This is a genomic window from Rhizobium terricola (assembly GCF_012927355.1).
GTDB classification, from domain to species: domain Bacteria; phylum Pseudomonadota; class Alphaproteobacteria; order Rhizobiales; family Rhizobiaceae; genus Allorhizobium; species Allorhizobium terricola.
The window spans coordinates 63,311-81,324 of the sequence record NZ_JABBGK010000002.1; the positions used below are offsets into that span (position 1 = coordinate 63,311).

At 65.4% G+C, this 18,014-nt stretch carries 20 protein-coding genes and 1 tRNA gene; 12 read left to right on the plus strand and 9 right to left on the minus strand.

Features of this window, described 5'->3' with window-relative positions:
- The first annotated feature begins 112 nt into the window (after positions 1 to 112).
- The 3 genes from HHL25_RS10010 to HHL25_RS10020 all read left to right on the plus strand — a co-directional run bounded on the left by HHL25_RS10010 (position 113) and on the right by HHL25_RS10020 (position 1,297).
- Positions 113 to 373 carry a hypothetical protein gene (locus HHL25_RS10010; protein WP_169589864.1) on the plus strand — a complete coding sequence of 87 codons (261 nt, stop codon included), beginning with the start codon at positions 113 to 115 and terminating at the stop codon, positions 371 to 373.
- Positions 374 to 527: 154 nt separating this feature from the next.
- Positions 528 to 854, plus strand: coding sequence for a sunset domain-containing protein (locus tag HHL25_RS10015; RefSeq protein WP_169589709.1), 327 nt, complete (start codon positions 528 to 530; stop codon positions 852 to 854).
- Between the two features lie 134 nt (positions 855 to 988).
- Complete coding sequence (locus HHL25_RS10020; RefSeq protein WP_169589866.1) at positions 989 to 1,297, plus strand: hypothetical protein; 309 nt, start codon at positions 989 to 991, stop codon at positions 1,295 to 1,297.
- A gap of 59 nt (positions 1,298 to 1,356) precedes the next feature.
- Here HHL25_RS10020 and HHL25_RS10025 read toward each other — a convergent pair.
- A tRNA-Gln gene (locus HHL25_RS10025) sits at positions 1,357 to 1,431 on the minus strand.
- Positions 1,432 to 1,641: 210 nt separating this feature from the next.
- Between HHL25_RS10025 and HHL25_RS10030 the strand changes: the two genes are divergently transcribed.
- The 4 genes from HHL25_RS10030 (at position 1,642) to HHL25_RS10045 (ending at position 4,676) form a co-directional block, all read left to right on the plus strand.
- Complete coding sequence (locus HHL25_RS10030; protein WP_169589869.1) at positions 1,642 to 2,202, plus strand: type 1 glutamine amidotransferase domain-containing protein; 561 nt, start codon at positions 1,642 to 1,644, stop codon at positions 2,200 to 2,202.
- Positions 2,203 to 2,585: 383 nt separating this feature from the next.
- A complete protein-coding gene (locus tag HHL25_RS10035) occupies positions 2,586 to 2,882 on the plus strand; it encodes a cupin domain-containing protein (protein ID WP_169589871.1) in 297 nt (98 codons plus the stop codon).
- Complete coding sequence (locus HHL25_RS10040) at positions 2,879 to 3,808, plus strand: MBL fold metallo-hydrolase (protein WP_169589873.1); 930 nt, start codon at positions 2,879 to 2,881, stop codon at positions 3,806 to 3,808. Before HHL25_RS10035 ends, HHL25_RS10040 begins: the two co-directional genes overlap by 4 nt.
- 25 nt (positions 3,809 to 3,833) lie before the next feature.
- Positions 3,834 to 4,676, plus strand: a complete 843-nt coding sequence (locus HHL25_RS10045) for an alpha/beta hydrolase (RefSeq protein WP_169589711.1) — start codon at positions 3,834 to 3,836, stop codon at positions 4,674 to 4,676.
- Positions 4,677 to 4,707: 31 nt separating this feature from the next.
- Here the strand turns inward: HHL25_RS10045 and HHL25_RS10050 are convergent, their stop codons facing one another.
- Positions 4,708 to 5,619, minus strand: a complete 912-nt coding sequence (locus HHL25_RS10050; protein ID WP_169589875.1) for a DUF1499 domain-containing protein — start codon at positions 5,617 to 5,619, stop codon at positions 4,708 to 4,710.
- A gap of 119 nt (positions 5,620 to 5,738) precedes the next feature.
- Complete coding sequence (locus tag HHL25_RS10055) at positions 5,739 to 6,803, minus strand: hypothetical protein (RefSeq protein WP_169589877.1); 1,065 nt, start codon at positions 6,801 to 6,803, stop codon at positions 5,739 to 5,741.
- Positions 6,804 to 6,925: 122 nt separating this feature from the next.
- Between HHL25_RS10055 and HHL25_RS10060 the strand changes: the two genes are divergently transcribed.
- Entirely contained in the window at positions 6,926 to 7,258 is a 333-nt protein-coding gene (locus tag HHL25_RS10060; RefSeq protein WP_169589880.1) for a hypothetical protein, read from the plus strand.
- Here HHL25_RS10060 and ppdK read toward each other — a convergent pair.
- Together ppdK and HHL25_RS10070 are read right to left on the minus strand one after the other, a co-directional pair.
- Positions 7,252 to 9,930 (minus strand): pyruvate, phosphate dikinase, encoded by a 2,679-nt coding sequence (ppdK, locus tag HHL25_RS10065; RefSeq protein ID WP_169589883.1) that lies wholly within the window; start codon positions 9,928 to 9,930, stop codon positions 7,252 to 7,254. The genes HHL25_RS10060 and ppdK overlap by 7 nt on opposite strands.
- Before the next feature lie 93 nt (positions 9,931 to 10,023).
- Positions 10,024 to 10,977: a LysR family transcriptional regulator gene (locus HHL25_RS10070; RefSeq protein WP_169589885.1), complete on the minus strand. Its 954-nt coding sequence runs from the start codon at positions 10,975 to 10,977 to the stop codon at positions 10,024 to 10,026.
- A 164-nt stretch (positions 10,978 to 11,141) separates the two neighbouring features.
- On the opposite strand from HHL25_RS10070, the gene HHL25_RS10075 reads away from it, so the two are divergent.
- Entirely contained in the window at positions 11,142 to 11,342 is a 201-nt protein-coding gene (locus HHL25_RS10075) for a DUF1127 domain-containing protein (RefSeq protein ID WP_315853056.1), read from the plus strand.
- A 90-nt stretch (positions 11,343 to 11,432) separates the two neighbouring features.
- Complete coding sequence (locus HHL25_RS10080) at positions 11,433 to 12,434, plus strand: VOC family protein (RefSeq protein ID WP_169589890.1); 1,002 nt, start codon at positions 11,433 to 11,435, stop codon at positions 12,432 to 12,434.
- Between the two features lie 37 nt (positions 12,435 to 12,471).
- Here the strand turns inward: HHL25_RS10080 and HHL25_RS10085 are convergent, their stop codons facing one another.
- From HHL25_RS10085 to HHL25_RS10100, 4 genes are all read right to left on the minus strand, one after another.
- Positions 12,472 to 12,912 carry an Ivy family c-type lysozyme inhibitor gene (locus tag HHL25_RS10085; RefSeq protein ID WP_169589892.1) on the minus strand — a complete coding sequence of 147 codons (441 nt, stop codon included), beginning with the start codon at positions 12,910 to 12,912 and terminating at the stop codon, positions 12,472 to 12,474.
- Between the two features lie 164 nt (positions 12,913 to 13,076).
- A complete protein-coding gene (locus HHL25_RS10090) occupies positions 13,077 to 13,832 on the minus strand; it encodes an ABC transporter ATP-binding protein (protein ID WP_169589895.1) in 756 nt (251 codons plus the stop codon).
- Positions 13,826 to 14,893 (minus strand): FecCD family ABC transporter permease, encoded by a 1,068-nt coding sequence (locus HHL25_RS10095; protein ID WP_169589898.1) that lies wholly within the window; start codon positions 14,891 to 14,893, stop codon positions 13,826 to 13,828. The genes HHL25_RS10090 and HHL25_RS10095 overlap by 7 nt, the downstream gene beginning before the upstream one ends.
- A gap of 1 nt (position 14,894) precedes the next feature.
- Positions 14,895 to 16,034, minus strand: a complete 1,140-nt coding sequence (locus HHL25_RS10100; RefSeq protein WP_169589900.1) for an ABC transporter substrate-binding protein — start codon at positions 16,032 to 16,034, stop codon at positions 14,895 to 14,897.
- A gap of 105 nt (positions 16,035 to 16,139) precedes the next feature.
- Between HHL25_RS10100 and HHL25_RS10105 the strand changes: the two genes are divergently transcribed.
- On the plus strand, positions 16,140 to 16,937 hold the full coding sequence (locus HHL25_RS10105; protein WP_169589902.1) for a class I SAM-dependent methyltransferase: 798 nt from the start codon (positions 16,140 to 16,142) through the stop codon (positions 16,935 to 16,937).
- A 153-nt stretch (positions 16,938 to 17,090) separates the two neighbouring features.
- On the plus strand, positions 17,091 to 18,002 hold the full coding sequence (locus tag HHL25_RS10110; protein WP_169589905.1) for a sensor domain-containing diguanylate cyclase: 912 nt from the start codon (positions 17,091 to 17,093) through the stop codon (positions 18,000 to 18,002).
- The last annotated feature ends 12 nt before the right edge of the window (positions 18,003 to 18,014 follow it).

The window sequence follows — 18,014 nt, forward strand, 5'->3', positions numbered from 1 at the left end:
TATTACCGTGACCAAGGCGATGTCGTCGCGAGACCGCCGAAAGCCCTGCGGGACAAGGCCTCTGGCTTTATTCGCGCTTGACGATGTTCTTGTTTTGTTTCATTCATGCCGCATGGCCGTCAGCATCGACACCCTTGGAAAAGCGCTCCGCCACAACATGCTCGTGGTGGCGACCTGCCCGCAATGCGAAAGGCAGGCCCGCTTCCTCGCGAGCGATCTCGGCAATTTCTACGGCCACGGCCGCGACCCGCGCTCCCTGCCCTTCCGCTGCAAGGAATGCGACCGCCGCGACTGTCGCATCACCCTGATGGACTACCCCTTCGACCGCACGCCCGAAACGATCGTCTGGCGCCCGGTCAAGGTCAGGGGATGATCGGCGTTTTCGAGACGGCGCCTGGCTCCTGCAGGCGTTCGAGCCCGGACAGACAATGACTGTCATCATTTAGAATTTGTTAAAATTTTAGATATTACTGAAACTCAATTGAAAGCCCTCTCCGCTATCGTTTGGCCCAGGAGGAGGCTTCACGATGGGCAACCCCAGATTCCATTGGAAACCAGAGGAGCCGGAGCCGGTCAAATCCGGGTTGGGCTTCATTCCCGCCCTTGCCGTTTCGGCCCTTTTCGTCGGCGGTCTCGCCTATGTCGTTGCCGACGACCTGTGGCCGGCCATGGCTGCAGCGGCAGGCGGATGCGCCATCAAGGGCAATGTCAGCCTCAACAACGGCCAGCGGATCTATCACCTCCCCGGGCAGCACTCTTATGACGAGACGAAGATCCTGCCCCAGTACGGGGAGCGCTGGTTCTGCAGCGAGGCGGAGGCCCGCGCTGCCGGCTGGCGCAAGGCACCCGACTGAAGACACCCGACGGACGCCCCTCGACCGCGCCCCGGCTCAGAATTGGCCGTTCATCGATCGTTCAGCCGTGATATCCATTGTTGCGCTATCGATAACGCACGGGATCTTGTCCCGTCACCGGGGGGCCGAACGTCATGAAATCCATCTCCAAAGCCGTCATTCTCTTCCCGGCGCTGCTCGCCACGCCGGCCGCCGCCGCGCTTTCGGGCTATTACGACAGCGCCGAGCGGATCGGCACCATCCTCGGCAGCGGCGCTGTCGCCGACGCGGTGCGTCAGGCACCGATCGGCGCGATCTCCAACACTGGCACGCGCAAGGACGGCGCCAGCGAATGGCAGGTCCGCACCCAGGAATGCGACCTTCTCGTCTACCTTATCCCGGTCCTGCCCGACGGCCCCGGCAAGACCACCTACAAGCTGGACATTCCGGGAAAGTGCGAATGAGGGAAGCCAAGGCGCACCCAAAGGGCGAGCGCCTGACGCCGGTCTTCCAAGGGTGAGAATGGCTGGGGCGCCAGGATTCGAACCTGGGAATGCCGGTACCAAAAACCGGTGCCTTACCGCTTGGCGACGCCCCAATCAGCGCGGCGGCACTTGAGTGCCGTCGGCGGTCGGCGCCTGATTAGCAAAGGCCGGGCCGAGCGGCAATGACCTTGTCGCGGAAAATTCATGCTTTCCCGCCGTACCGACGGCGATCGCCGGTTTTCGTCTTTTTCGGGAACGATCGACGCCGTTTCCGAGTTCTGCCTTTCCACCCCGAAGACAGACAGAACCGGAAAGGACATGCCATGCCCTCCATCCATTCCGCCCGCATCCTCATCCTCGCCACCGACGGCTATGAGCGCTCGGAGCTGCGGGTGCCCCTTGAAAAGCTCACCGCGCACGGTGCCGCCGTCGAGATCGCCTCGCTGAAGAAGGCTCCGATCCGCAGCTGGTCGGACAAGGACTGGGGCGACAGCGTCGATGTCGACCGGACGATCGACGCTGTCGACATCGAGGATTTCGATGCCCTCGTCATTCCGGGCGGCCAGATCAATCCGGATCTCCTGCGGGCCGAACCTTCGGCCGTCGAGCTGGTGCGCCGCTTCGTCTCTTCCGGCAAGCCCGTCGCCGCGATCTGCCACGGGCCGTGGCTGCTGATCGAGGCCGGCGCGGTCAAGGGCCTCAAGGCGACCTCTTATCACTCCATCAAGACCGACATGATGAATGCCGGTGCGGCCTGGCGCGACGAGGCCGTGGTGACCGACCAGGGCATCATCACCTCGCGCAGCCCGAACGACCTCGACGCCTTCGTGAAGAAGATCGTCGAAGAGGTCGAGGAAGGCCGACACGGGCGCCGTGCCGCATAGCGGCTGAACGCCCCTCCCCGGCCGTCGTCGTCATACCGTGCGTTTTTACCACGGCCTCGTCGCCGGCCGGGGGATTGGCCTTTGCAACAGTTGATCGCCCCTCGCGGGCCGTCGCCCCGAACAGCAGCGTCCGGGCCCGAGCATTCGGCTTTCAGAACGGCCACATAGCCGTCTTGCCGGTGTCATCGCCGGTCCCTGCCCCGGCGCGGGTGCAACCGGGATGAGACCCGGCCTCCATGCCATCGGCAAACACAACCAGGGCGGCGGCCGGGCCTATGGCCGCCAGTCGGTCATCCGGCGATAGGCCGCATTCTCCCCTTTACGCAGCCCCTTTGGCGGTGCGATATCTTCAGACGACAATCGCTGATGCCAAAGGAGCCGTCATGCCCGGATATTCCGCCCGCCCACCCGCAATCCCGACCCTGCTGATCGATGATCCGGTGGTGCGCGTGACGCGCTGGGACTTCGAACCGGGGGCAGCCACCGGCCATCACGTGCACGGCATGGGCTATGTCGTGGTAACGATGACCGAATGCGAATTCCTGGTCGAGGACGCGACCGGCGAACACCGGCTGACGCGGCCGGTCGGCGAGGTCTATCGCCGCGATGCCGGCATCGAGCACAACGTGATCAACGGCGGCAAGAAGCCGATGTCCTTCATCGAGATCGAGTACAAATGAGCGAAGCGCGCGGCGCAGCGAAAAGCCCGGATTTCGACCTGACCTTCCAACCCGCCCATGGCGAGGCGGTGCCGGTCGCCGAGCATGTGCAACGCATCACCGTCAACAATCCAGGGCCCTTCACCTTCCACGGCACCAACAGCTACATCGTCGGCGACCGTTCCGTCTGCGTGATCGATCCGGGGCCGGAGGATGAAGCGCATTTTGCCGCGCTGATGGCGGCCCTTGCCGGCCGGGAGGTCACCCATATCGCGGTGAGCCACACCCACAAGGACCATTCGCCGCTCGCCCGCCGGCTCAAGGCGGCCACCGGGGCGACGATCGTCGCCGAGGGGCCGCATCGGTCCGCCCGGCCGCTGCATGCCGGCGAGGCCAACCCCTTTGCCGAAAGCTCCGACCTCGATTTCGTGCCCGACATCGCGCTCGGCGACGGGGATGTCGTGGAGGGCGACGGATGGCGGCTGACCGCGATCCTGACGCCGGGGCACACCGCGAACCATCTCGCCTTCGGTCTCGACGACCGCGGCATCGTCTTTTCCGCCGACCATGTGATGGCCTGGGCCACCTCGATCGTCGCGCCGCCCGACGGGGCGATGGGCGACTACATGGCCTCGCTCGAGCGCCTTCTCGAGCGCGACGACCGGATCTACTTTCCCGGCCATGGCGGGCCGGTGAAGGATCCGGCGGCGTTTCTGCGGGGTCTTCGCACCCATCGGCGCATGCGCGAGCGGGCCGTGCTCGAACGCATCCGGGCCGGCGACCGGCTGATCCCCGACATGGTCAAGGTCATCTATGCCACGACCGATGCCAAGCTGCACGGGGCGGCCGCCCTTTCGGTGCTTGCCCATATCGAGGATCTGGTCGAGAAGGGCGAGGTCGCGACCGACGGCCCGCCGCGCCTTTCGGGCATCTACCGGCTGGCCTGACAGCGGCGAAACGAGGAAAGACAGAGTGACACGCCCGGCCCTTCTCCTTCTCTTCCTCGTCACTGCACTCGCCGTTCCGGGGATCGCCGTTTGCGCCGAACGACCTCAAGTGATCGCCTATGGCGGCGACCCCGCCCAACGGACCGACTTCTACCCGCCGCCCGCCGGCAGCGGGCCGGCCCCACTCGTCGTCTTCATACATGGCGGTGCCTGGCGCATGGGCGACAAGGCGATGGCGACCGGCGAAAAGGCGGCCTTCTTCCATCACGAGGGCTATGCCTTCGCGGCGATCAACTACCGGCTGGTTCCCGAGGCGAGCGTCGAGGACGAGGCGGACGACGTGGCCGCGGCCGTCGCGTCGATCCGCGGCCGGGCACCCGAGCTCGGCGTCGACCCGCGCCGCATCGCTCTCATCGGCCATTCGGCGGGCGCACATCTTGCCGCCCTGGTGGCAAGCGACCCGCAATATCTCATGGCCCGGGGCATGTCGCTCAAGGCGATCCGGGCGGTCGTTCTGCTCGACGGTGCTGCCTATGACGTTCCGCGCCAGATCGCGGTGGCCGGGCCGCTGATGCGGCGGCTCTACCGCGCCGCTTTCGGGGACGATCCGCAGCGGCAGGTGTCCCTCTCACCGATCGCCCATGCCGACGGCCCGAATGCGCGGGCCTTCCAGATGGTCTGCGCGACGCAACGGGCGGATTCCTGCCCGCAGGCGGCAGACCTTGCCGATGCGCTGGAGGCGGCGGGGACGCCGGCAACGCTCCTGCCGGTCGATGGCGTCAGCCATCGCGACCTCAACGTCAATATCGGAATGTCGGGCGACCCGACATCGGCCGCGATCGCGGCCTTCCTGCGCGGGCAGTTATAGAAACAACACACCGCTCAACAGAGGTCCCGGCTCAGTCGCCGGCGATGCCGAGCAGTTCGGCGTCGAGGGCGTGGAGATAGTGATCGGCAATCTCGGCGCCGATGCCGAGATCATGCGGACCGAAACGGCTCGCCACGCGCATGTCGACGAGGGTCGTTTCGGCCTCTTCGCGCAGACGGATCACCATGTCGAAGGGAAGGCCCAGCATCATGGTGCGGACGGAGCCCTGCAGGCGCACGGTGCCGATCGGCTCGGGCGTTGCCGGAATGGCGTCCGGCTGGGGCTCGGGCCGCGGCAAGGGCACCGGCACCCCTTGCGGTTCGGCGTTGGGGTCGGCCTCCTCGGCCGGACCGGCGGGGGCCGTCGGCTGGAATTCCGGCATGGCGAATTCCTGACCGCGCTGGGAAACGATGGTGAAGCCGCTTTCTTCCGCCACCTTGCGAACTGCCTCGTAGACGCGGTCGAGTGCGCCCTCGTAACGACGGCCGGTGAGTTCGGGATAGGCGAGATACTGCGCCTCGCGGCTCATCGGCGTGATCGGCGGACGCTGCATCCATTGCTGCTTGCCGGCGGGGATGGTCAGCCATTGCGGCGCGTCGACCAGGTCGCTCGACACGTCGTAGACGGGCGGGCGATCAAGAAAGCGATAGGCACCCCACCCGACCAGCGAGAGCGGCAGCGCGGCATAGAAGAGTGCGGCCGCTGCAGCCTTGCCGCCGCGCGCGCCGACATACCAGAGGCGCGCGAGGCCGATCACCGCCAGCGGCACGGCAAGCACGGCCGGCACCGCCGCCAGCACGGCAAGTGCGACGAAATCCGGCGTGGTCAGCGGCCCGAAACGATGGGCGAGCACGACGAGGGCCACCATGCCGGCGGAGAATAGGCCGAGCGCCCGGGCGAGGTAGGCCGAACGGGACACAGGTCTGTCGTAGCGGATTGTCATCTGCGGGGCACCGGAGGCTTTCGGGAGATCGGCGAAGCACGTCACCTACTGTTTATCGCCTGCCCGGCGGAGCGACAAGCGGCCCCACGACAGGTCCAAGGCAATCCGGTGGGCGGACCTCAGGGGCGGGGTTCGACCTGTGGCGCGCCTTGCGCAGGCGCGTCGCCCTGAGCGGCATCGGGCGCATCGCCCGGGGCGTCGAGCATCGGCAGGTCGGTGTCCGGGCCTTCGGGTGCGAGATCCTCGAGAAGGGCCGGATCGTCGCCGAGATCCAGCGCCTCGCCGTTCAGCGTCGGTGCGGAGCCGTCGTCGGGAATGTTGAGCTCGATCGCGCCACCGTCCGGCTGCGACGGATCGGGCAGCGACGGTGCCTTGAGCGGCATCGGCACGTAGAGCGAGGCAAGCACGATGATGCCGATCACCACCAGCCAGCTGCCGACGATGCGCGAGGGGATCTTCAGCCAGGGACCGCGGAAATGCCGGAGCGCCAGGGCCGGCGCGAGCACCAGCCAGAGGGCGCAGAGCACCGTGCCGGCAGTGAAATCGAGGATGCCGATGCCGAGATCGTCGAGGCCGACGAAGAGCGAGAAGGAAAAGGCGACGAGCGCCGCCGCCACGATCAGGGCGCGCTGCCGCCAGGGTCCGGTCAGCCAGAGCGAGGCTCCGGTCGCCATGACGGCCGAAGGCGCGACCAGGAACAGATAGTCGGCCAGCGGAGAATCGAAGATCACCCGGAAGATCGGGTCGAAGAAGGTCAGCATGACAAGCAGCACGCCGAGGAAGACGCCGACGATGGCGGCGAAATCACGCCGCGTCGCGGCCATCGCCACGCCGAGCGACAGGCCGAGCATGGCCAGCACCAGATCGTAAACCGAAAGCGTGAAGAGGAAGCCGAGTTCGAGGAAGCCGTATTCGTGGGTGATGCCCTGGGACAGGAGCAGGGCGATCAGGCCGGCATTCAACAGCCACAGCGACCGGCGGAAGCCGGGGTCGGCAAAGATGCGTCCGAAATCCGGGCGTGTGCCGGCCGGCACGGGCTGCGCTTCACCGCCTTGCGGAGTGGCTGCGGCCGACGGGGATGCCGCTTGGCCGCCCGCGCGCGGACGGTGGGCACCGGCGACCGTGCCGTCCGCCCTCCCCCTCGCCCTCGGACGCGATCCGTGCTGCTGGCGCCGCTTGCTCATCTGTCGTCCGCTCTTTCTGCCGCTGCCGTTGATGGGTCGTCCGGCTATTCCACAAAGCGCTTGATTTGTCATCTGTCGACGTCTCAAATCGCAACGGACAGGGACGAGCGGAAAGACCGGGAATGAGCGGGATCCTGATGCTGAGTGCCGTCACGCGGCGGGAACGCAAGGACGCGACGAGCTACGTCTTCGACACGGTCAACCGCTTGGGTGGCTGGATCGATGACGTGCAAATGTATTCCAACATCATGAACACGGTGCGCCTGACCTTGCGGGCAGATGCCTACCCTGCCCTTTTCACCGCACTCTCCGAGGGCGGCATCGTGCTCGATGACGAGGTCCGCGGGCCGTCAGGCAGCGACCCGGCAGCTGAGCTGATGGCAACCCTGCAGATCACCTTCATCCACGACGAACCGGATCTCAAGCGCGAGGTGCCGGCGGTTCCCGGTTACTGATCGATGCGCGCGGCGCTGCCGATCGCGGCCTGCGCGGCGGAGAGCCTTGCGATCGGCACGCGGAAGGGCGAGCAGGACACGTAGTCGAGATTGGCGCTTTCGCAGAAGTGGATCGAGGCCGGGTCGCCGCCATGTTCGCCGCAGATGCCGAGCTTCATGTCCGGCCGGGTCTGGCGGCCACGCTCGGCGGCGATCCGGATCAGTTCGCCGACGCCGTCGAAGTCGAGCGAGATGAAGGGATCGTGCTCGATGATGCCCTTGCGCTGATAGGTCGGAATGAAGGCGGAGGCATCGTCGCGCGAGATGCCGAAGGTGGTCTGCGTCAGGTCGTTGGTGCCGAAGGAGAAGAATTCGGCGGCCTCGGCGATCACATGGGCGCGAAGGGCGGCGCGCGGCAGCTCGATCATGGTGCCGACCAGATAGGAAATCTCGAGCTTGGCTTCGGTCATCACGTCCCTCGCCACGCGGTCGATCACGCCCTTGACGTAGTCGAGCTCGGCGCGCAGGCCGACGAGCGGCACCATGATTTCCGGCACGACGGCAGCACCCGTCTCGCGGGCGGCGGCAACGGCCGCCTCGAAGATGGCGCGGGCCTGCATTTCGGCAATCTCGGGATAGGAGATCGCCAGCCGGCAGCCGCGATGGCCGAGCATCGGGTTGAACTCGTGCAGCGCATCGACGCGCTGGCTGAGGAAGGTCGCGTCCATGCCCATGGCAGCCGCAACCTCGGCGATCTCTTCCTCGGTCTTCGGCAGGAACTCATGCAGGGGCGGGTCGAGCAGGCGGATCGTCACCGGCAGGCCGTGCATGATGGAAAACAGCTCGGTGAAGTCCGAGCGCTGCATCGGCAAGAGCTTGTCGAGCGCGGTGCGGCGGCCGGCCTCGTCCTCGGCCAGGATCATTTCCCGCATCACGTGGATGCGGTCGCCCTCGAAGAACATGTGTTCGGTACGGCAAAGGCCGATGCCCTCGGCGCCGAAGGAGCGCGCGGCGCGCGCATCGACCGGGGTGTCGGCATTGGTGCGCACCGTCATGCGGCGGGCCTTGTCGGCCCATTCCATCAGCTTGGCGAAATCGCCGGAAAGCTCCGGCTGCAGCATCGGCACCTCGCCCTTCAGCACCTGGCCGGAGGAACCGTCGATGGTGATGACGTCGCCCTTCTTCAGCGTCACGCCCATGCCGATCAGCAGTTCGTTGCGGAGATCGACGCGCATGGTGCCGGCGCCGGCAACGCAGGGAATGCCCATGCCGCGCGCGACGACGGCCGCATGGCTGGTCATGCCGCCGCGGGTGGTCAGGATGCCCTCCGCGGCATGCATGCCGTGGATGTCTTCCGGGCTGGTCTCGACGCGCACCAGGATGACCTTGCGGCCCTCCTCCTCCGCCACCACGGCCTCTTCCGCCGTGAAGACAATGGCACCGGTCGCCGCACCCGGCGAGGCCGGCAGGCCGGAGCCGATGACATGGCGTTCGACGCGCGGATCGATGGTCGGATGCAGCAGCTGGTCGAGCGAGGCCGGATCGATGCGCAGCACGGCTTCCTCTTCACCAATCACGCCCTCGGCGACCATGTCGACGGCGATCTTCATCGCGGCCTTGGTGGTGCGCTTGCCGGAGCGGGCCTGCAGCATCCACAGCTTGCCGCGCTCGATGGTGAATTCGAGATCCTGCATGTCGCGGTAATGCGCTTCCAGGCGGTCGCAGATGCGGCCGAATTCCGCGAAGGCTTCCGGCATCACCTTTTCGAGCGAGGGCTTGTCGGAGCCGCTGTCGATGCGGGCGACCTCGGTGATCGACTGGGGGGTGCGGATGCCGGCGACCACGTCCTCGCCCTGGGCGTTGACGAGGAACTCGCCGTAGAGGGCCTTTTCGCCGGTCGAGGGATTGCGGGTGAAGGCGACGCCGGTCGCAGACGACGAGCCGAGATTGCCGAAGACCATGGCCTGGACCGTGACGGCAGTGCCCCATTCGGCGGGAATGGAATGCAGGTGGCGGTAGGTCACCGCGCGCGGATTGTTCCAGCTGGCGAAGACGGCGCCGATCGCGCCCCAGAGCTGCACATGGGGATCCTGCGGGAAGGGCTCGCCGAGCGCCTCCTCGATCATCTCCTTGTAGAGGCCCGTGACATGCTGCCATTCGACGGCGGAAAGATCGGTGTCCAGTTCGTGGCCGAAGCGGGACTTCTCGTCTTCCAGGATCTCCTCGAACACCTCGTGGTCGATGCCCATGACGACGTCGCCATACATCTGGATGAATCGGCGGTAGCTGTCCCAGGCGAAGCGGGCGTCCCCCGCATTGTGGGCGAGCGCCTCGACGGTCAAGTCGTTGAGGCCGAGATTGAGGACGGTGTCCATCATGCCGGGCATGGAGGTGCGGGCGCCGGAACGCACCGAGAGCAGCAGCGGCTGGGCGGTATCGCCGAAGCCCCGACCGGTGGCGTGTTCCATGCCCTTGATGCCTTCGAGCACCTGTACCTTGAGGTCGTCAGGAAGACTGCGGCCGTTCTTGTAGTACCAGGCGCAGGCGTCGGTCACGATGGTGAGGCCGGGAGGCACAGGCAGGCCAAGGCTCGCCATTTCAGCGAGATTGGCCCCTTTGCCGCCCAGAAGATCGCGGTCACCCGCGCTCCCCTCGGCCGCTCCGTTGCCAAAGGTATAGACCCACTTCCGCATGCCTCATCTCCACCCAAACAGGCTTTTGCCCACGGTTTACAGCATATGTGACGGAATGAAAACGCCGCGGAGCGATGATTATGCTGCAATGCATCATAAATGCGGCAGACGGTTAACCCCGGTTTCCGCGAGGTTCGGACCGGCGGCGGGCAAACCGTCGTCGGTCAGGCGCGCATTCACCTTCAGCCAGTCGAGAAACAGGCGGGCGTTCTTGGTCAGCTTGCCGTGGCGCGTATCATAGGGGCGGACGTGAAAACCGTCCTTGAAGACGAGGAAACCGGCAGGCGCGACAAGCGCGCCGCTTGCCAGTTCCTCCTCGACCAGGAAGCGCGGGGCGATGACCGCACCCATGCCCATGCGGGCGGCCTCGAAGGCAAGATAGGAATGGTCGTAGGACATCACCTTGCCCGCCTCCACCGCAATTCCGGTGAGGCGGGACCAGTTGTCCCAGACGATCTCGGCGCCGCGGCGGTCGATCCGGGTGGCGAAGGAGAGCACTCCGTCGGACAGGCTGCAACGGTGGGCTGGCGAGACCACCGGCCCCATATGCACATCGCCGAGCGACACGGCAAAAGGCTCCTCGGCCAGAGGCGAGAGAAGCCGGTCCCAGGACATCACGAGGTCCGGCGCGACCTCCAGCTCGCGGCTGCCGAGCGGGCCGACGAGACGAATCAGCACGTCGATGTCGGGATGGTCGAGGTTGAAGCGGGAGACCGTCGGGATGGCCCAGACCCTTGCGAAGGTCGCGCTGACGGCAATGGTCACGGTCGACTGGTCGGAGGCACCGGTCAGCGTCGCATAGGCACCACGCATCTCGTCAAAGGCGGCGGCGACCACCTTGGCAAAGGCGCGGCCACCCGGGGTCAGCACAAGGCCGGTGCCCTGCTTGCGAAACAGCTCGACGCCGGCATGGTCCTGCAACTGGTGCAACTGCTTGCTGACCGCGGAATGGGTGCGACCGAGCCGTGCGGCGGCGGCCGTGACCGAGCCCGTGCGGTGAACGGCGTCGAAGGCGAGCAATGACGACAGCGGAGGAAGGCGTTCCATTTTCTCGCCTTGTGTAACTTTTTCTCACAGAATCTGATCTTATTATTCAATTTTTTCGGCGCGAAACAAGCGTATCCTTCGCGTATTGACACCGCGAGAGGCGCTTTCGGATGACGGGCACGATCCTGCAATTTCCTCATATCGCCGCAGGCGGGAAGCAAAGGGTGACATTCGACCTCGCCAGCAAGCGGCCGCTTCGGTCGGCCAACTTCACCGCCACCCTCGGGCTCTGGCTGCGGCGATATGCGGAACGTCGCAAACTCGCCCGCGACCTTCAGACCTTCACCGACGAGATGCTTCGCGATTTCGGCATCAGCCGGAGCGAGGCCGAGCGGATCGCCGCGACCCCGTTCTGGCGTGCCTGAGGCGCTCACGCCGACACACACAGATGTGAGGTGCCTGACCGTACGGCGCGGTGTATGGCGGGGCTATCTTTAACCAGCCAGGACCGACCGATGACGACCGCCCTTACCCGCCGCACCCTGCTCAGCCTTTGCGGGGGCGTGACGCTTGCCGGAGCCATGGCCGGCGCGCTCAGGGCCGAGGGTCTGACCTCGCCGGTCCCCGCCGTCCCGGCTGGCAGCCCTGCCCTTCCCTTTGCACTCACCACGCCGCTCCATGTCGGCGAGGTCTGTCTGAAGGCCAGAGATATCGGCCTGCTCAAGGGCTATTATCAAAAGATGCTCGGCTTCGAGATCCTTGCGGAAAGCGCCGATGAGGTGACGCTTGGCGCCGGCGGCACGCCGCTGCTTCATCTGGTCAGCCGACCGGAAGCCGATTTCGAGGCGGGCGGCGAGGCCGGGCTCTATCACACCGCCTTCCTGATGCCGTCGCGGGCGGACCTTGCCCGCTGGCTGGTGCATGTGGCGATGAGCGACATTCCGCTGGTCGGATTTGCCGACCACAGCGTCAGCGAAGCCGTCTACCTCGCCGATCCGGAAGGCAACGGGATCGAGGTCTATTCCGACCGGTCGAAGGAAGGCTGGATCTGGAACGAGGGCCGCGTGACGATGGGCACCAAGGAACTCGACATCGAAGACATCCTGCAGAAGACCGGCACGCCGACCGACCGCAACACCTATGCCGGCATCCCGGCGGCGCTCCGGATCGGCCATATCCACCTGCGCGTCGGGGCGCTCGAAGCGGCGCGCGGCTTCTATCAGGCCGGCATAGGCCTCGACGTCGTGGCCGGCGACGACCAGCGCGGCGCGACCTTCCTGTCGTCCGGCCGCTATCACCACCATGTCGGCGCCAATGTCTGGGAAAGCGAGAATGCCGGCCAGCGCAAGGAGAACGCGACGGGCCTCGACTGGTTCTCGCTGTCGACCGCGGATGAAACACTCATCGCGGCGCGGCGTTCGGACCTTGCGGCCAAGGGGTTTGCCGTCACCGAGATCGAGGCCGGCATCGAGGCGAAGGATCCGTGGGGCACGCGGGTGAGACTGGTGAAGGCCTGACCGAAGGGCCGCGGCTTCCGCCTGCCTCTGGCCGGCCCTAACGCAAGAGCGCGCCAAGTTCTTCGGCCGACGGATCGCCGAGCAACTTTTCACCGAGCTTGCGGTCGACGATCCGGGCCACCGCCCGCTTGCCGTCTTCGGAGAACAGCACGGAGATCCGGCTTTCGTCGCAACGGCCCGCCTCGCAGGCCGTGAATAGCTGCATGGCAACGCCTCCGGTCTCGACGCGCGTCGAAGCGAGCGCGACGTAACGCGGCTGGCGGATCATGTTGCGCACCCAGGGCGGCAGACCGGGACGGCCCTTGATCAAGGCCTCAAGGGCTGCGCGATGGGGCTCTGAACTCGCGACAATGGCCGGAAGGAAGTTGCCGGACAGCACCGGCTCGGCGGCGTGTGATGCGAGCGGCCAAAGCACGGACAAGCCGAGGCCGAACAATACCGCCCCAACCGTCCATCCGCGATGTCGCCTGCCTGCCATTCCGCGCCGACCCTCTCCCGCCGATTCGCACCGTCGATCCTGCGAACATCTTTTCGCGAAGAGGCCGGGATGGGAAGACGGAGTTTCGGCAAACGGTGCCGAGGCCTCGACGTGATTGGAAAAGCGGGATGTTCGGGGCCGCATCATAGCGCGGCCCCGTGCAGTCAGACGATGGAGCTATCGACGATGACCATCGGGCGGCTCAACGAGCAGCGTTCAACCCGGGCATCGACCCGGTAGATGTCGCGCAGCATCTCGCGGGTGATGACCTCTTCCGAAGGCCCGCTCGCCACCAGCCGGCCATCGGCGATGACCAGCGTACGCTCGCAGTAGCGCAGCGCGTGGTTCAGGTCGTGGAGCGCGATCATCACCGCCATGCCGGTGCGCTCGGCGAGCGACGACATGTAGGTCAGCACCTCGATCTGGCGATAGAGGTCGAGCGCGGAGGTCGGTTCGTCCATCAGCAGGATTTCCGGCTTGCGGATCAACGCCTGGGCGATCGCCACGAGCTGGCGCTGGCCGCCCGACAGTTCGCCGAGGTTGCGGAAGGCCCAGGGCGTGATTTTCAGCGAGGCCAGCACCCGATCGATATCGGACAGTTCGTCGTCGGCCACCTGCCAGCCGGAGCCCTGCTTGGCCGCCATCAGCACCGATTCATAGACGGAAAGAACCGCGTTGCAGGCGGTATCCTGGGGCATGTAAGAAATGCCGGCATCGCCCTTTTCACCCTCGACCACGACGACCGTTCCGGTGCCCTTGGCAAGCCCGGCGATCCTCTTCAGGAAGCTCGACTTGCCCGCGGCATTCGGCCCGATCACGGCGGTCAGCCCACCGGGAGAGGGGATTTCGGCGCTGACGCCGGAGACGATCTCGGTCCGTCCGTATCGGACGGAGAGATCCTGCATCGCCAGGCCTACCATGCGCGCCTCCGCTGGGTGAAAATCAGAACGAAGAAAAAGGGCACGCCGACAAGCGCGGTGATGACCCCGATCGGCAGAACGGCACCCGGGATGATCGACTTGCTGACCACCGAGGTCGCCGACAAGAGCAGCGCGCCGCAGATGACCGAGGCCGGCAGGAAGAAGCGCTGATCCTCGCCGACAAGCATGCGGGCGATGTGGGGGCCGACGAGACCGACGAAGCCGATGGTGCCGACGAAGGAGACCGGGATGGCGGCGAGCAGCGCGACGACCAGCAGCGTCGTCAGCCTCAGTCGGCCGACATTGACGCCGAGGCTCGCGGCCTTTTCGTCGCCCATGCGCAGCGCGGTCAGCTGCCAGGCATTGCGGGCAAAGAGCGGAACCGCGACGACCAGCATGACGCCGGTGACCGCGACCTTGAGCCAGGTCGCCTTGGTGAGGCTGCCCATGGTCCAGAAGACGACGGCGGCGAGCGCCTGTTCGGAGGCAAGGTATTCGAGGAGCGAAAGGGCCGCATTGAAGGTGAAGACGAGCGCAATGCCGAGCAGCACGATGGTCTCGACCGTGACGCCCCTCAGCGTCGAGGCGAAATGGATGAAGAGTGCTGCGAGCATGGCCATGATGAAGGCGTTGATCGGCACCATCAGGTGAACCGCAATCGGCACCAGCGAAACGCCGGCGACCAGACCGAGGGCCGCGCCAAAGCTCGCGGCGGCGGAAATGCCGAGCGTGAAGGGGCTGGCGAGCGGATTGGCGAGGATGGTCTGCATCTGCGCGCCGGCGAGCGACAGCGACGCACCGACGGTGACCGCCATCAGGGCGATCGGCATGCGGATGTCCCAGATCACCACCTGCTGCTGGATGTCGACGCTGTCCTTCGAGAAGAGCGCGGTCAGCACCTGGGCGATCGTATAGTTGGCCGGCCCGAGCGCCATGTCGGCGGCGACCGACACGAAGAGCAGACAGCAGAGCCCGGCGATCAGCAGGATGCGCCTGTAGGACAGGGCGCGGTAAAGACCGCGCCCTTCCTTGATCGTCTCGTTGGTGACAGCGAGCGCCATGTCAGTTTCCTGCGTTCAGGGAGACCCAGTAGCCCGGGCGATAATCGACGGGCAGGAAGCGCTCGTGCAGGGTGCGGAAGGTCTGGTCGGGATCGAGATCCTTGAACAGGTCCGGATGCAGCCACTTGGCGATCTGCTGGACAGCGACGAACTGGTAGGGGTTGTTGTAGAACTGGTGCCAGATCGCATGGACATTGCCGTCCTTGACCGCCTTGATGCCGGTGAAGGCGGGGCGTTCGGTCAGCTTTGCGAGCTTTTCCGCGCTCTTGGCGGCATCCGCGCCGGGGCCGACGCCGACCCATGCGCCGCCGGGAACGTAGAGCTCCCAGTTGGCGCCGGTCACGATGACCTGGTCCGGGTTCGAAGCGATGATCTGTTCCGGATTGACGGTACCGAAGGTGCCCGGGATGAACTCGGAGGCCATGTTCTTACCGCCGGCGAGTTCGACCATCTGGCCGAAATTCTCGTTGCCGAAGGACATGCAGCAATCGTCGGAGTAACCGCCGGCGCGCTCCATGAAGACGTTCGGGCGTTTCAGGTCCGTGGCCTTGGCGATCACGTCGGTGACCTTGGCGATCTCGGCGGCGCGGAAGGCGATGAAGTCCTCGGCGCGGGCTTCCTTGCCGAACAGCTTGCCGATCAGGCGCATCGACGGCTCGGTATTGAGCATCGGCTTTTCACGGAAGTCGACATAGACCAGAGGGATGCCGACCTTGCCGAGCTTCTCGATATAGCCGGCTTCCTCGGTCGCGGTCTTGGCGTCGATGTTCATGATGATGACGTCGGGCTTCAGCGCCACGGCCTGCTCGATGTCGAAGGTGCCGTCCTTCATGCCGCCGAAGGTCGGCAGCTTTTCCATTTCCGGATACTTCTCGAGGTAGGCGTTGTAACCGTCGAGGTCAGCCTTCTTGAAGTCGTCGCGCCAACCGACGATGCGCTTGAACGGCGCCTCGGCATCGAGGGCGGCGACGAAATACATCTGGCGGCCTTCGCCAAGAATGACGTGCTCGACGGGCACCGAGACCTCGACTTCACGGCCGGTGATGTCGGTGAGCTTGACCTTGTCCTGAGCCAAGGCAGCGCCCGAAAAAAGCACAGCAAGGCCCAGGGCGGCTGACGCCACCTTGTTGAAGATATTCATGTTTTTCTCCAGATCAATTTTTTGCTGGAATAGATTTCATGACCTTTACAGTCAAGAATTATCTTTTATAACGTTTCCAAACTTTAGGATTTTCGGAGCTACAGAATGAACCTGGTCAGCAATTACAGCCTGCGCGACGAGATCAAGGCCTACTGGTCGGAACGGGCGGCAACCTTCGACGAACAGCCAGGACACGAGATCTTTTCCGAAGGCGAGCGGGCCGCCTGGCAGGCGCTGTTCCTCAAGCATCTCGGCCGCGGTGATGGCAGGGCGGCGCTGGATCTGGCCTGCGGCACGGCGGTGATTTCCCACCTGCTCGACGATATCGGCTTTCGTGTCACCGGCATCGACTGGGCGGAACCAATGCTCGAGCGCGCCCGCAAGAAGGCGGCGACCCGCAAGCGGAAGATCGAATTCGTGCTCGGCGATGCGGAAGTGACGATGGAGCCGGACAATTCCGCCGATGTCATCACTAACCGCCATCTGGTGTGGACGCTGGTCAACCCGGCGGCGGCCTTCAGCGAATGGCACCGCATCCTGAAGCCCGGCGGAAAGCTGCTGGTGATCGACGGAGACTTCGTCAATCCCGGCCCCCTTTCGCGGTTGATCTCGCGGCTGTCCGCGCTTGGCCAGAGGCTCGGTCTCGTCAAGGCCGACAAGCGCCACGGCCCCGGCGCGCTTGCCGAGACGCACCGCAGCATCCTGTCCCGCGTCTATTTTTCCGACGGCGCGCGGGCCGACCAGGTGGTGCGACTGCTCGAGGAGGCCGGCTTCACCGACATTCGGGTCGACTACGACCTGAAGGCGATACACCGCGAGCAGCGCCGGAACTTCTCCCTGCTGAAAGGGCTGGAGCGTGCCACGCAGCATCGCTACGCGATCTCGGCCGTCAAGAAGGCCTGAGGTGCGCCGACGGGCAGACGCGGGCCGCGCCCCTTGCGTCTGCAGCAGAAACCGAGGAATTGAACGCTTTCGAAGGCTGTAGTTTATTCATATTTCATGGTTGCCACATATAGTGGCAGCCTGAATTCATGAGACAGAAGGATCGGGCGCGCCGTGTATGGAGAGCAAATTACCGAGAAACTCGCGGAACTCCGCGAGGACTCGGCTGCCCTTATCGCGGTCTATGATCCTGACGATCGTCTCCGCTATGCGAACGCCGCTTTTCGCGACACCTATCATGTCGAACCGGGAGAAACCCCGACCTGGGCGGAACTGATGCGCCGCAATTGGCTTGCCGGACGCGGTGCCATCATTGCCCACCCCGACATGGAGGCATGGCTCGCCTCGGCCATTTCTCGACGCGGCAAGGTCAAGCGCCGCGCCTTCGAGAGCGACCTCGTCGACGGGCGCTGGCTGTGGATCGTCGAAACCGTTCACGCCGACGGCTGGATGCTGTTCCTTGCGACCGACATCACCGAGCTCAGGCGCGAGGAGCGCGAACTGCGCCAGCTGCGCGACTTCGCCACCCGTGCCTCGCAGACCGACGAGCTCACGGAAATCTCCAATCGCCGCCACATGTGGTCCATGCTGGAAACCCTGCTGAAAGGCGAGCACGTCTCGGGATCGCGCGAAGGCTGCCTCTGCCTCTTCGACCTCGACTTCTTCAAGCAGATCAACGACCGCTACGGTCACCAGGCCGGTGACCGGGTTCTGATCGACTTTTCCCGCACGGTGCAAAACAGCATCCGGCTGCGCGACGGCTTCGGCCGCATCGGCGGCGAGGAGTTCATGCTGCTGATGCCGGACACCTCGATTGCCAACGCCAAGAAAATCATCGACCGGCTGTTTGACGCCGTGCACCAGCGTCGCCCCTTGAGCAATGCGCCGGACTTTTCCTACACGTTTTCTGCCGGTCTCGCCGAGATCCGGGCGGACGACACCGCCGAGGCGGTCTATTCTCGAGCTGATCTGGCACTCTACACGGCCAAGCACGAAGGCCGCGACCGGCTCACCCTGGCAGCCTGACGCGGCGGGTCG

Excerpts from the sequence above, each read along its gene's own strand:
- HHL25_RS10040 (WP_169589873.1), top strand. The coding sequence starts at position 2,879 with ATGAGCGAAGCGCGCGGCGCAGCGAAAAGCCCGGATTTCGACCTGACC.
- HHL25_RS10055 (WP_169589877.1), bottom strand. The coding sequence starts at position 6,803 with ATGAGCAAGCGGCGCCAGCAGCACGGATCGCGTCCGAGGGCGAGGGGG.
- HHL25_RS10010 (WP_169589864.1), top strand. The coding sequence starts at position 113 with ATGGCCGTCAGCATCGACACCCTTGGAAAAGCGCTCCGCCACAACATG.
- HHL25_RS10050 (WP_169589875.1), bottom strand. The coding sequence starts at position 5,619 with ATGACAATCCGCTACGACAGACCTGTGTCCCGTTCGGCCTACCTCGCC.
- HHL25_RS10080 (WP_169589890.1), top strand. The coding sequence starts at position 11,433 with ATGACGACCGCCCTTACCCGCCGCACCCTGCTCAGCCTTTGCGGGGGC.
- HHL25_RS10015 (WP_169589709.1), top strand. The coding sequence starts at position 528 with ATGGGCAACCCCAGATTCCATTGGAAACCAGAGGAGCCGGAGCCGGTC.
- HHL25_RS10095 (WP_169589898.1), bottom strand. The coding sequence starts at position 14,893 with ATGGCGCTCGCTGTCACCAACGAGACGATCAAGGAAGGGCGCGGTCTT.
- ppdK (WP_169589883.1), bottom strand. The coding sequence starts at position 9,930 with ATGCGGAAGTGGGTCTATACCTTTGGCAACGGAGCGGCCGAGGGGAGC.
- HHL25_RS10060 (WP_169589880.1), top strand. The coding sequence starts at position 6,926 with ATGAGCGGGATCCTGATGCTGAGTGCCGTCACGCGGCGGGAACGCAAG.
- HHL25_RS10105 (WP_169589902.1), top strand. The coding sequence starts at position 16,140 with ATGAACCTGGTCAGCAATTACAGCCTGCGCGACGAGATCAAGGCCTAC.
- HHL25_RS10035 (WP_169589871.1), top strand. The coding sequence starts at position 2,586 with ATGCCCGGATATTCCGCCCGCCCACCCGCAATCCCGACCCTGCTGATC.
- HHL25_RS10090 (WP_169589895.1), bottom strand. The coding sequence starts at position 13,832 with ATGGTAGGCCTGGCGATGCAGGATCTCTCCGTCCGATACGGACGGACC.
- HHL25_RS10020 (WP_169589866.1), top strand. The coding sequence starts at position 989 with ATGAAATCCATCTCCAAAGCCGTCATTCTCTTCCCGGCGCTGCTCGCC.
- HHL25_RS10100 (WP_169589900.1), bottom strand. The coding sequence starts at position 16,034 with ATGAATATCTTCAACAAGGTGGCGTCAGCCGCCCTGGGCCTTGCTGTG.
- HHL25_RS10070 (WP_169589885.1), bottom strand. The coding sequence starts at position 10,977 with ATGGAACGCCTTCCTCCGCTGTCGTCATTGCTCGCCTTCGACGCCGTT.
- HHL25_RS10085 (WP_169589892.1), bottom strand. The coding sequence starts at position 12,912 with ATGGCAGGCAGGCGACATCGCGGATGGACGGTTGGGGCGGTATTGTTC.
- HHL25_RS10030 (WP_169589869.1), top strand. The coding sequence starts at position 1,642 with ATGCCCTCCATCCATTCCGCCCGCATCCTCATCCTCGCCACCGACGGC.